This window comes from Pseudomonas sp. YL2, assembly GCF_023063025.1.
GTDB classification, from domain to species: Bacteria; Pseudomonadota; Gammaproteobacteria; order Pseudomonadales; family Pseudomonadaceae; genus Aquipseudomonas; species Aquipseudomonas putida_A.
In genome coordinates this window covers 124,853-137,461 of the sequence record NZ_JAJSLU010000013.1, presented here as the reverse complement: position 1 = coordinate 137,461, position 12,609 = coordinate 124,853, and the positions used below count along the sequence as shown (strand labels likewise).

Sequence of the window (12,609 nt, the reverse complement as noted above, 5' to 3'; positions counted from 1 at the left end):
TTTTCATGCCCGGAGATCAGGCCCGATCGCGAATCAGCAATGGCTTGAGGTAATGACCGGTGTGAGACTGCTTCATCTCGGCCACTTCCTCCGGCGTACCGGTGGCGATGATCTGACCACCCTTGGAGCCGCCCTCTGGCCCCAGATCCACCAGCCAGTCGGCGGTCTTGATCACGTCCAGATTGTGCTCGATCACCACTACGGTATTGCCGTGGTCGCGCAAGCGATGCAGCACGTCGAGCAATTGCTGGATATCCGCAAAGTGCAGGCCGGTGGTCGGCTCATCGAGGATATACAGAGTTTTGCCGGTGTCGCGCTTGGACAGCTCGCGTGACAGCTTGACCCGCTGCGCTTCACCACCGGACAGCGTGGTTGCCGACTGCCCGAGCTTGATGTACGACAGGCCCACATCCATCAACGTCTGTAGCTTGCGTGCAAGCGCCGGTACCGCGTCGAAGAACTCCCGGGCTTCCTCGATGGTCATCTCGAGGGTTTCGTGGATGCTCTTGCCCTTGTATTTGATCTCAAGGGTTTCGCGGTTGTAGCGCTTGCTCTTGCACACATCGCACGGCACGTAGATGTCCGGCAGGAAGTGCATTTCCACTTTGATCAGACCGTCGCCCTGACACGCCTCACAGCGCCCGCCCTTGACGTTGAACGAGAAGCGCCCCGGGCCGTAACCACGGGAGCGCGACTCAGGCACGCCGGCAAACAGTTCGCGGATCGGTGTGAACAGCCCGGTGTAGGTCGCCGGGTTGGAACGTGGCGTACGGCCGATCGGGCTCTGGTCGATATCGACGACTTTGTCGAGATGTTCCAGGCCTTTGATGCTGTCGTGCGCGGCCGCTTCCAGCGTGGTCGCACCATTGAGTGCAGTAGCGCTCAACGGGAACAGCGTGTTGTTGATCAACGTCGATTTGCCCGAGCCGGAAACGCCGGTCACGCAGGTCAGCAGACCGATCGGGATTTCCAGATCGACGTTGCGCAGGTTGTTGCCGCGCGCGCCCTTGAGCGACAGCGTCAGCTTCTTGTTACGCGGCGTGCGTTTGGCCGGCACTTCGATCTTCACCCGCCCCGACAGGTATTTACCGGTCAGGGAATCCGGGTGCGCCATGACTTCGGCCGGCGTACCTTCAGCCACGATCTGCCCGCCGTGCACCCCGGCGCCCGGCCCGATATCCACCACATAGTCGGCCAGACGAATCGCGTCTTCGTCGTGTTCGACCACGATCACCGTGTTGCCGATGTCGCGCAGGTGCTTGAGGGTGCCGAGCAACCGGTCGTTATCGCGCTGATGCAGGCCGATGGACGGTTCGTCGAGGATATACAGCACCCCGACCAGACCGGCGCCGATCTGGCTCGCCAGACGAATGCGTTGCGCCTCGCCACCGGACAGGGTGTCGGCGCTGCGATCCAGCGATAGATAGTCGAGGCCGACGTTGACCAGGAACTGCAGACGCTCGCGGATTTCCTTAAGGATCTTGTCGGCGATTTCGCCGCGACGGCCGGTCATCTTCAGCTCGCCGAAGTACTCGCAGGCATCGCCGATCGGCAGGTTGGTCACCGCCGGCAGGGTTTTCTCGCCCACCCAGACGTGCCGCGCTTCACGACGCAGACGGGTGCCGCGGCAATCCGGGCAAGCCTGGGTGCTGAGGAACTTGGCCAGCTCTTCACGCACGCTGGCCGATTCGGTTTCGCGGTAGCGACGTTCAAGGTTCGGCACGATGCCTTCGAACGGGTGCGAACGTTTGACGATGTCGCCGCGGTCGTTGAGGTATTTGAAGTCGACATTCTGTGAGCCGCTGCCATGCAGGATTTGCTTCTGCTGTTCGGCGGTCAGCTCGTTGAACGGCTTCTCAAGACTGAACTTGTAGTGCGAGGCCAGTGAGCCGAGCATCTGGAAGTAATAGACGTTACGCCGGTCCCAGCCACGGATCGCGCCCTCGGCCAGGGTCAGTTCACCATTGACCAGGCGCTTGATGTCGAAGAACTGCTTCACGCCCAGCCCATCGCAGGTCGGGCAGGCGCCGGCCGGGTTGTTGAAGGAGAACAGCTTCGGTTCCAGTTCGCTGATCGCGTGGCCGCAGATCGGGCAGGCGAAGCGCGCGGAGAAGATCATCTCTTCACCCGGCTCGTCGTCCATCGGCGCCACCAGGGCAATGCCGTCCGCCAGCTTCAGTGCGGTTTCGAACGACTCGGCCAGACGCTGCTGCAGGTCGGCGCGGACCTTGAAACGGTCGACGATCACATCGATCGAGTGCTTCTTCTGTTTATCCAGTTTCGGCAGTTCATCGAGTTCGCAAATGCGGCCGTTGACCCGGGCGCGGACGAAGCCTTGGGCACGCAGCTCTTCGAAAACCGAAAGGTGTTCACCTTTGCGTTCGCGAATAACCGGCGCCAGCAACATCAGTTTGCTGCCTTCCGGTTGTGCCAGCACCAGATCGACCATCTGGCTGACGGTCTGCGCCTCCAGTGGAATATCGTGATCCGGGCAGCGCGGCGTACCGACGCGTGCATACAGCAGGCGCAGGTAATCATAGATTTCGGTGATGGTGCCGACCGTGGAACGCGGGTTGTGCGAGGTCGACTTCTGTTCGATGGAGATCGCCGGCGACAAACCTTCAATGGTGTCGACGTCGGGTTTTTCCATCATCGACAGGAACTGTCGGGCGTAGGCCGACAGGGATTCGACATAGCGGCGCTGACCTTCGGCGTACAGCGTGTCGAAGGCCAGGGACGACTTGCCGGATCCGGACAGGCCGGTGATGACGATCAGTTTGTCCCGTGGCAGGGTCAGGTCGATGTTCTTCAGGTTGTGGGTACGGGCCCCACGTATCAGGATCTTGTCCAAAGTGGCCTCGCTCGGCGGGCGTCGAAAACGTAGGAGTATACGGGCAAATACTGGATGGATGCACACTATCAAACGAAGGGTTTTTTACCTTGCATGAAGAGAGTTTCATCTATACGCGTCATAGCGTCGCGATATACCCCGTCTTTCGATGGGACTGGTAGAATCGCCGCCGGTTCACACGAGGTTTTTCCATGCACGATCCCCACAGCGAACGCATGAGTGGCAGCGAGACCCGCGCAGCGAGCGGTCTGGCCCTGGTGTTCGCCTTCCGTATGCTTGGCATGTTCATGGTGTTGCCGGTACTGGCGACCTACGGCATGGACCTGGCGGGAGCGACCCCGGCCCTGATCGGGCTGGCGATTGGCGCTTACGGCCTGACCCAGGCGATTTTCCAGATTCCGTTCGGGATCATTTCCGACCGTATCGGCCGGCGGCCGGTGATTTTCCTCGGGCTGGTGGTCTTCGCCCTTGGCAGTGTGCTGGCGGCTCAGGCCGATTCGATCTGGGGCGTGATTGCCGGACGCATCCTGCAGGGCGCCGGGGCGATTTCCGCTGCGGTCATGGCACTGCTTTCCGACCTGACCCGTGAACAACACCGTACCAAAGCCATGGCCATGATCGGTATGACCATCGGTCTGTCGTTCGCCGTGGCCATGGTGGTCGGGCCGTTGCTGACCCGCGCGTTCGGCCTGTCCGGTCTGTTCCTCGCCACTGGCGGCATGGCCCTGTTCGGCATCGTCATCGTGATGTTCATGGTGCCGAAATCCACCGGGCCGCTGAGCCATCGTGAATCCGGAGTGGCGCGTCAGGCCTTGATGCCGACGCTCAAACATCCGGATCTGCTGCGCCTGGACTTGGGCATTTTTGTGTTGCACGCGATGCTGATGTCGAGCTTCGTCGCCCTGCCGCTGGCGCTGGTGGAAAAGGCCGGGCTGCCCAAGGAGCAGCACTGGTGGGTTTATCTGACTGCGCTACTGATCTCTTTCTTCGCCATGATCCCGTTCATCATCTACGGCGAGAAGAAACGCAAAATGAAACGAATTTTGCTCGGCGCCGTCCTGACGCTGATGCTCACTGAGCTATTCTTCTGGCAGTTCGGTGACAGTTTGCGGGCTCTGGTGATCGGTACGGTGGTGTTCTTCACCGCGTTCAATCTGCTGGAAGCTTCGTTGCCGTCGCTGATCAGCAAGGTTTCACCGGCAGGCGGGAAGGGCACGGCCATGGGCGTGTATTCCACCAGCCAGTTCCTCGGTTCGGCGCTCGGCGGGATACTTGGCGGCTGGCTGTTTCAGCATGGCGGTCTGTCGGTTGTGTTCCTTGGATGTGCGGGTCTGGCTGCCATCTGGCTGGCCTTTGCTGTTACCATGCGCGAACCTCCCTACGTGACGAGCCTGCGCTTGCCGTTGTCGCCCGAGGCGATCCGCGAAGCGGGTCTGGTCGAGCGCCTCAAGGCCCTCGTAGGGGTAACAGATGCAGTGATAGTTGCTGATGAAGCGGCTGTTTACATCAAACTGGACAAAGAATTAGTGGATCGCGACACCCTCGAACGCCTGGTGAACAACCCGGCCGGGGCTGCTTGCGAAGCCTAGGAGAACGTTATGGCCCGTGGGGTTAACAAAGTCATATTGGTCGGCACTTGCGGCCAGGATCCCGAAGTTCGCTACCTGCCTAACGGTAACGCCGTGACCAACCTGAGTCTGGCAACCAGCGAACAGTGGACCGACAAGCAAACCGGTCAAAAGGTCGAGAAGACCGAATGGCACCGTGTTTCGATGTTCGGCAAGGTTGCGGAAATCGCCGGCGAGTACCTGCGTAAAGGTTCGCAGGTGTACATCGAAGGCAAGCTGCAGACCCGCGAGTGGGAAAAAGACGGTATCAAGCGTTACACCACAGAAATCGTGGTCGACATGCAAGGCACCATGCAACTGCTCGGCGGCCGTCCACAACAGGGCGACCAACAAGGCGGTGGCAACAACTACCAGCAGCAGGCGCCACGCCAACAGGCTCCGCGTCCGCAGCAGTCGGCTCCGCAACAGCGTCCAGCCCCGGCTCCACAGCAGGCTGCACCGCAACCGGCTCCGGATTTCGCCAGCCTCGATGACGATATCCCGTTCTGATTCGCTGCTGCTTCCGCGCTGAATAAAAAGGCCCGTCGTCCAACACGACGGGCCTTTTTTGTGGCGCAAGGTCCGCGATTACCACTGATCTCCTGTGGGAGCGGGCTTGCTCGCGAAGGCTTCGGGTCAGTCAAAGCATTTGTTGAATGGCAGTCCGCTTTCGCGAGCAAGCCCGCTCCCACAAATGCGGGTGTGTGTTTCAGTCGAGGATCAGGTGCGGCAGAAACCGGCTTGAATCCTTGGTGATCAGACTGTTGTCTTCGCGCACGCCGATCCCCGCCGCCTGATCACCAATCACCCACGAGCCGATCAGCGTGTAGCTGTCGTCGAACTTCGGCAATGGCGCAAATTCCTGCAGGATGAATGGCGCATCGGTGTAGGGGCCGTCTTCTTTGACGATCAGACCTTCTGCCGTTTGCAGCTCGATATTCGCGCCTTCGCGGGAGAAGTACGGTTTGCGCACCCAACCCTTGGGCACTGCACTGGCCGGATTCGGATCAAGATGCGCCGCCAGCAGATTCGGATGCCCCTTGTGCAGCTCCCACAGCAAAGGCAGCGCGCCTTTGTTCGACAGGATCGACTTCCACGCCGGTTCGAAGAACTGCGTATCGCTTTCGGAGATTGCTGCACCGAATGGCTCGTGGAAAATAAATTCCCAGGCATGTAGCTTGAACAGGTGCGGGATCCAGCGATCCTCAAGGTCGACGAAGCGACCCTCGGCGGTCAGGCCGATGTCTTCGATGTCGATGTGCCGGGATTCGATGCCGACCTTTTCCGCGATCAGGCGCAAGTAGTCGGTGGTCCCCTTGTCTTCGACCGAGTCTTTCATCGACGCAAAGTAGAACGGCCGCTTGAGCTGCAACTCGGCAAACGCCTGGTGCAGCTTGGTATCGATGCTGTTGAACTGGTCGGCATGGCGCGGCAGCATCCCGCGCTCGATGCACTGCTCCAGCCAACCCCACTGAAACGCCGCCGCCTCATAGAGGCTGGTCGGCGTGTCGTAGTTGAGCTCCAACAGCTTGGCCGGGCCGTTGCCGTTGTAGGAAAAGTCCATACGCCCATACAGATGCGGATGACCTTCCAGCCAGGACGTGCGGATCATGTCGTAGTACGGCGCCGGGATGCTCAGGCGATCCAGCAGCTCTTCGCTGTGCACCACGCGGTCGACCAGGTCCATGCACATCTCGTGCAGTTCGGTGGTCGGATCCTCCAGATCGTTTTCAATCTGCGCGAGCGTGAACTGGTAGTAGGCGCTTTCGTCCCAGTACGGCTCGTCGTCGATGGTGTGGAACAGAAAGCCGAGGCTTTCGGCAGTCTGTTTCCAGTCGGGGCGCTCGGCGCAGTGGATCTTCTTCATGGTCAGCTGCTCGAACTGCCCCAGCCGCCCCAACCGCTGCGCGCGGAAGACTGGCTGCCGAAGCCGCCGCGGGACGTCGACGAAGCGACGTTGACCGGTTTGCTCCGGGTGCTGTCGTAGCGGGTGTCGGTGCGGGTAGCCGGTGCCGATTCGATTTTGCGGTACTGCGTCGAGGTGTTGTAGGTCTGGCGCGTATCGCGATCGCGATAGACTGTGCGATTGGCGTTGTTGCTCATCGCATTGCCGATCAGCCAGCCCGTCAGCCAACCGTTGCCGCCGCCGGACGAGTGAGATGTACTTTGTGCGTTCTGCGCGGCGGAGGCTTCACCGGCAGGCATCTGCGCATTGGCAAGCGCATTCAGGTCCTGTGGCGCCTCGCCGTTCTGCGGCACCTTGAAACCGCCGAGCTTCGGCACGAAGCGGCCATCGGAGTTTTTCTGGCACCAGTCGGCGGCAAAGTCGGCGTCGCACTTGGCCTTGTCATCGTAGGCCGGGGCAATGCGTCGGTGTTCGGTCAATGCCGCGACATAGGCGTTGGAGCAGACATCGGCGGCCACCTCGGCGCCGACGCACTCCTCGACAGATTGGAAGCGTTGCTGCTCCTGCGCGGTAACCTCGCCGGAAATCGCCAGCGCCACCGAAGCGGCGAGGGACAGTTGAACGTACTTGCTGCGTTTCATCGAAGGCTTCCTGCCGATCAGTTGGACGGGGTCATGCACGCGGCGTTGAGCATGCCGACGCTGATGGCCACTGCGGCCACATAGATGCCCGAAGCGATTTCACCGTTGGCGATACGCTGCGACGTGCCCTTGAGCACCAGGCTTGTGGCGAGGAATGCCAACAATTGCACCACGGCAGCAATCACCGCCCACAGCACAAAATCGAGGACGTTGACCGAAAACGCGATCACATTGCTGGCCGGAATCGCGAAGCCGATGATCGCGCCCGCCAGAGCGATGGCGGCAGCGATGTTGCCGGAGCGAATCAGCTCGAACTCTTTGTGTGGCGTGATACGGGTGTAGACGAACTGGAACAGCATGAACAGCAGCACGGCGCCGATCAGGTAGACGACGAAACCGACCAGTGCGGTCTTGTTCAGGGAAACGGCCAGCACTTCCAGCATGGAAAACTTCCTTATTTAAATGGTGCTCAAATCAGTCGTGTACAGCGAAATGCCCAGCGAGGTGCTCAGGCTGACGGTGCCTTCCTCGTCCTGTTCGACGGAGAACAGCAGCAATTCGCGGCGATCGGTCAGGCCGGTCTCGCGCGCGTAAAGCATAGAGTGGTGTTCGATGGTGTAGCTCTCGTCCGGGTTGACCACATGTTCGGTCATCGGTACGAGTTCGGTCTGGCCTTGTTCGGTGCCCCATTCGCGGCTGTACTGGACGCCGTCGTGGGTGTAGATCGGCAGGCCGATCGGGCTTGCGGGGCCGGCCAGGCGCTGCAGCTCGGCGTCACTGTTGACGGTCACGTAGCTGAGGTAGTTGAACAGGGTGACCGACTCGATCTGGTCGTCACCGGTGACGTGGATCTGCAGCCAGAAGTCTTCGTTGTTGAGATAGTAGCGATGCAGCTTGTTGGATTGGCCGAGGTCGATCCAGCCGGCGCTCCAGATTGCCTCTGCAGCCGGAACCTGTACCGAGGTGCTGCCATCAAGCAGCAAGGCCAGGGTCGAATCGAATCGCACGCCTTTGCCTTGTGCCATCCCGAGTAGGCCACTGGCAACGGTTGGCGTTGGCGCAGCGGTCTGCCAGTTGCTGGTGCCCAGCAAGTCTTTGAACCATCCCATGGGTACATTCCTTGAGGCGGGTGGAGGTGTTCGTCGTAAAAAACGCCGCCAGTGTACCGGGCCGGGCGACGAACGACACGCCGTAAACCATGTGGGAGCGGGCTTGCTCGCGAAGGCGGAGTGTCAGGCAGCTAAAGTAATGACTGACAAATCGCTTTCGCGAGCAAGCCCGCTCCCCCAGGTTTTTGTGCAAACGCTTACTGAGCGGACTTCTGCTTCAGACGCTCGAGAATCGCATTGGCGCTGCCTTCGTTTGGCGTGATGCCGGCGTCGCGCAGTTTGCGTTCCAGGTCATTGCCGGTCGAAGCGTCAGCCAGTTCATCGGCGGCACTCAGCTCGGCAGCGCGTTGCTGCTGCTTGGCCTGCAGACGGTTCAGCGTGCCGACGGCGGTTTCCAGCTTGCCGTTGGCACCGCCGCTGGCGATGGACGCGCTGACCTGCGCCTTTTGCACGCTTTCACGGGCCTTGGCCATGTCCACTTGCTGGCGCAGGCTCTTGATCCGCGACTCGGCCTTGCTGATGTCCTTGCGCATGTTTTCGGCGTAGGTGCCGAATTCGTCGCTCTGGGCTTTCTCGGCGGCCAAGTCGTTGGTCAGGGTCGAAATCGCTTCGGCCACTTCCATGGCCAGGTCTTCGCGACCGGCGTTCAGCGCGGAGACAGCCTTGGCTTCCAGATCCTTGATCTTGGCGTCGTACTCGCTCACGCGATCAGCGGCCAGCTTGTGCTTGGCCATGATGGTGACCAGCTCACGGCGGGCATTCGACAGCGCGGTATCGGCGTCGCGGATTTCCTGGTCGAGGATGCGCAGGGCCTGTTGGTCGACGATCGCTTCGCCGACTTCATTGGCGCCGCCGCGCAGCGCGGTGAACAACTTGCTCCAGATGGACTGAGTCATTGGATATTCCCTGTTGATTACTTGAAGAAGTGCTCGAAGGCTTCGCTCGCGCGCTGCACGTTGTCGACCAGGGTTTTCACCTCGGTGACGACGTTGGTCAGGCTCGAGTCGGCGCTGAGGGCGCCAAACATGTTGTAGACGGTCTGACCGTTGGGCATCGACTCGATGCCGATCGACGACAGCGGGAACATTTCCCGGCTGCGCAGCACGGCGTCGTTGAAGGCGCGCACGTCAGTGATCGAATCGATGTCCACCAGCACGGTGTCGACGATGATCTGCTGACCGGCCACGGCAATGTGAATCGGCAGACCGCCGAATTCGTTCATTTCCAGCCTGATGCTGGGTTCGGAGCTCTGGATCAGAGACAGCGTGATCTCCTGCGAAGCCACCTCGTCCAGTGCCTTGAGGGCGTTGAAGAGGCTATCGATGTTCCAGTTGTTGCCTGCGCTCATGTAATTCTCCGACATGAATGAGCCAGCCAGAATCGGTTGGCGTAGCTGTTGCTCCATCTGCTTGAGCAAGCTTCGGTTTTCCGGAAGTACCCAAGTTTCGTGTTTCACATAACCGGCGGCAGCCAGGCCCGCGCGCATCTGCTTCATGTAGAAGCTCGACGGCTTTTTCGCGGACGGTTTCGAGCGCTCTCCCTGTGGGCTCTCTGATGCAACGGTGGGGGAGCGGCTTTTCATGGCAATGACTCCGTTATGAACATCTCACGCGTGAGCCACACTACAACCAATTCAAAATGCCATCAATGGCTCACGCGTGAGATTTTTTCGGCATGTCGACATCGCTGATGAGGTGGTGGGTCGCAAGCGTTGTCCCGGGTGGAGAGTGTGTTTCTGATTTATCACTGATGTTTATTGTCTGGAAGGCGAGTTTGTTTCTCAATTCTCTCGCTGTGATTTTTTATTGTTTAAATATTGAAGATAATTCCTACATTGTTTTTGCATGTTTCCGTAAGAAATAATAGCGGCCCTTCGTAAGAGCGTAGGAAGTTGTTCTTTGTGAGTAATATTAAGAAACAAGGTCGGTTCGCAACCACTGAAAACTTATTCTAGTTTTGGGGTGTGCACACCTTCACCCCGGTGGAAACAGCTTCACCACCGGCCCTTCAACTTTTGAGGAAATCATTATGACTTTCGAAAAAGCATCTTCGGCTGGCGATTCTCAGATCGGCTGATCTGGTCAGTAAGAAACAGGGCCTTAATGGCCCTGGTTCTTTATCAAGTTGTTTTAATAGCGATTGAGGCTCGAATATGAAACTTAGTCTTAAGCCGACGATTATTCCGTTCAAACTTGATGGTCAGGTAGTCCTGCGTTTTAACGGTCAATACGCAAAAATCCCCGACACCCACGGCGCTGTCTGGGAGTTCGTCAAGGCACTTGATGGCCGTACACCCTATGAGGAGTTGATTACCCAAGTGGCAGTCCGTTATCCCGCGGTGGATCAGGACGAAATCCGAAGCGTCGCGCAAGATCTGATCAAATACCGGCTGGTCGAGAGTCCGGATGCCTTTCAGACTACTTCTCTTTCGGATCATGATCGCATCAGATTTTCCCGCAATATCGACTTTTTCGGGTCGATGGCGGCTGTGGGCGAGAACAAGTTCAGCCATCAGGAAAAACTGCGCGCGGCCAGGGTCTGCGTACTGGGCTGCGGCGGTCTGGGCACCCATATCCTGTTCGACTTGGTGGCGCTGGGTGTCCACCACCTGACGATCCTCGATTTTGACACGATCGAGTTGAGCAATTTGAACCGGCAGATCCTTTACAAGGAAACCGACGTTGGCATGCCGAAGGTTGCAACGGCCAGGCGCAGGTTGCTTGAATTCAACAGTCACCTCGACATTACTGCTCACGAAACCCGCCTCCAGTCGGCGCAAGACGTCGCCGGCATCGTACGCGGCCACGATATTGTGATTTGTGTCGCTGATAAACCCGCGAACTACATGGCCGACTGGCTGAATGAGGCCTGCGTTGAACAGGGCGTGCCCTTCATTTCAGGCGGGCTTGATGTACGCCGCTCGGTGTTTTATTCGGTGGTGCCTGGCTCCTCGGGCTGCGGTGCTTGCTGGCTGACGTCGGCGCGTAACAAGAGCAGCCTGGTGAACAGCGTTTCGACCATGGCCAAGCAGCACGACATCACTTATGAGCATCCCGGCCCGGCTCTTGTGACTTTGGTGGCTGTCACCGCCGGGATGATGGTCAGCGAAACGGTCAAGATCATCACCGGCTGCCAACCGCCACAATTGACCAACAAGCTCAAGGAATTCACATTCGACGACCTGGACGTCAGCGTCGCCGAAGTCTGGCAACAGAATCCGGACTGCACGGTGTGTGGACATCTCGCGGACGCGCAACGGACGCGGCAGGCGGAGACTGTCTAGATGTTCAAACTCCTGGCTTCCTATGCCATCACGTCCATCTGTTCATGGGCCATCGCGTTTCTGATCCCGCTTTATGTTTATGAGCAGACCGGCTCCCCAGTCTGGACGTCGCTGGCTTTTTTCGCCGCGATGGCGCCCTACATACTGGTCACGCCCTTCGCCGGTGTGTGGAGTGATCGCTACAGCAAACGGCGTTTTCTGATCGGTGGTGATCTGATCAACATCGTCACCGGCTGCCTCATATATGCTGCCGTGAGTACGCTGTCCGGGAGCAACTTGAGTATTACTCTGTTACTGCTGAGCTTTCTGTTGGCAAGCGTCGGTGCCACTCACCACCCGGTCTTCCAGAGTATTGCGCCCGCACTGATCGAAGGGCCCAAACTCCACCGGTTCAATGCGATCGTCAATGCCAGTGACAACATCATTCGCATCGTTGCACCAATCAGCGTTGCAGCCTTGCTGGCCTTCAGTACCAAGGAGCAGTTGCTGATTGGCAGCATTGTCGGATTTGCGCTATCCCTGCCGCTTTGCTTCTTGCTGAAAGAGCAGGGTAAGCCTGCGCCTGCCACCACGCGGGTATTCACGGAAATCAAAGCCGGACTGCTGTATGTCATCCAGCAGCGAGAACTGTGTTCGTTTGTCATGCTGTTCTTTTTCTGCAATTTCGGTTTTGCATTGATCGGTGCCAGCCTTGTTTATGTCTACACCACGCTACTGGCCGTGCCATTGAGTGATGTCGGCTATTACTACGGGCTCATTGGTGCAGGTGCCGTCGGCGGATCAGCTATGGGGGCGTTTCTGGTGAAGAGATATCCGGCCGGCATTCTTATCCGTCGAAGCTGTTTGCTGGCCGGGGTGTTCACGCTGATGGGGGCGATGGCCAACGATCCGTGGTCACTTTCGGCACTATGGGCGCTTTCTACCGGTTGCCAATCCGTGGTGGTCATCGCTTTTTTCACCTATCGCCAGCAAGTGGTTCCGCAAACCATTCTTGGGCGAACGGTAGGAGTTACACGGCTCATTGCTTACCTCGCGATTCCGCCGGCGAGCCTGCTGAGTGGATGGCTGTTACTGCATTTCTCAAGCAGCGCTGTGATTCTTGCGTCAGGCGGTCTGTGCATCATTTTCGCCTCTCTATGTGCTTACTTTCTGGCCAGGTTTGAGCGCCCGGTCATTTACAGCGACGCACAATGAATACGGTTTTGTAAGTTT

11 protein-coding genes are annotated in these 12,609 nt (G+C 58.8%); 4 read left to right on the top strand and 7 right to left on the bottom strand.

The window, feature by feature from the left end:
* Positions 1-16 precede the first annotated feature (16 nt).
* On the bottom strand, positions 17-2,851 hold the full coding sequence (gene uvrA, locus LVD08_RS19055) for an excinuclease ABC subunit UvrA (protein ID WP_027614251.1): 2,835 nt from the start codon (positions 2,849-2,851) through the stop codon (positions 17-19).
* Positions 2,852-3,042: 191 nt separating this feature from the next.
* Here uvrA and LVD08_RS19050 point away from each other — a divergent pair, with 191 nt between their 5' ends.
* Both LVD08_RS19050 and LVD08_RS19045 read left to right on the top strand, forming a co-directional pair.
* Positions 3,043-4,440 (top strand): MFS transporter, encoded by a 1,398-nt coding sequence (locus LVD08_RS19050; protein ID WP_027614250.1) that lies wholly within the window; start codon positions 3,043-3,045, stop codon positions 4,438-4,440.
* A 9-nt stretch (positions 4,441-4,449) separates the two neighbouring features.
* Positions 4,450-4,968 carry a single-stranded DNA-binding protein gene (locus LVD08_RS19045; RefSeq protein ID WP_247268934.1) on the top strand — a complete coding sequence of 173 codons (519 nt, stop codon included), beginning with the start codon at positions 4,450-4,452 and terminating at the stop codon, positions 4,966-4,968.
* Between the two features lie 199 nt (positions 4,969-5,167).
* Here LVD08_RS19045 and LVD08_RS19040 read toward each other — a convergent pair whose 3' ends face one another.
* The 6 genes from LVD08_RS19040 to LVD08_RS19015 all read right to left on the bottom strand — a co-directional run bounded on the left by LVD08_RS19040 (position 5,168) and on the right by LVD08_RS19015 (position 9,696).
* The gene (locus LVD08_RS19040; RefSeq protein WP_247268933.1) at positions 5,168-6,325 is read right to left on the bottom strand and encodes a glutathionylspermidine synthase family protein; all 1,158 of its coding nucleotides are present in this window, start codon (positions 6,323-6,325) and stop codon (positions 5,168-5,170) included.
* Positions 6,326-6,327: 2 nt separating this feature from the next.
* Complete coding sequence (locus tag LVD08_RS19035) at positions 6,328-7,005, bottom strand: DUF1190 domain-containing protein (protein ID WP_095139064.1); 678 nt, start codon at positions 7,003-7,005, stop codon at positions 6,328-6,330.
* Between the two features lie 17 nt (positions 7,006-7,022).
* Positions 7,023-7,448 carry a DUF350 domain-containing protein gene (locus LVD08_RS19030; RefSeq protein WP_095139066.1) on the bottom strand — a complete coding sequence of 142 codons (426 nt, stop codon included), beginning with the start codon at positions 7,446-7,448 and terminating at the stop codon, positions 7,023-7,025.
* Positions 7,449-7,463: 15 nt separating this feature from the next.
* Positions 7,464-8,114 (bottom strand): DUF2491 family protein, encoded by a 651-nt coding sequence (locus tag LVD08_RS19025; protein ID WP_247268932.1) that lies wholly within the window; start codon positions 8,112-8,114, stop codon positions 7,464-7,466.
* Positions 8,115-8,311: 197 nt separating this feature from the next.
* Positions 8,312-9,010 carry a PspA/IM30 family protein gene (locus LVD08_RS19020; protein ID WP_115988786.1) on the bottom strand — a complete coding sequence of 233 codons (699 nt, stop codon included), beginning with the start codon at positions 9,008-9,010 and terminating at the stop codon, positions 8,312-8,314.
* Positions 9,011-9,027: 17 nt separating this feature from the next.
* Positions 9,028-9,696, bottom strand: coding sequence for a YjfI family protein (locus tag LVD08_RS19015; protein WP_431061446.1), 669 nt, complete (start codon positions 9,694-9,696; stop codon positions 9,028-9,030).
* A gap of 570 nt (positions 9,697-10,266) precedes the next feature.
* On the opposite strand from LVD08_RS19015, the gene LVD08_RS19010 reads away from it, so the two are divergent.
* Positions 10,267-11,397, top strand: coding sequence for a HesA/MoeB/ThiF family protein (locus LVD08_RS19010; protein ID WP_247268930.1), 1,131 nt, complete (start codon positions 10,267-10,269; stop codon positions 11,395-11,397).
* Positions 11,398-12,591 (top strand): MFS transporter, encoded by a 1,194-nt coding sequence (locus LVD08_RS19005; RefSeq protein WP_247268929.1) that lies wholly within the window; start codon positions 11,398-11,400, stop codon positions 12,589-12,591.
* Positions 12,592-12,609 lie beyond the last annotated feature (18 nt).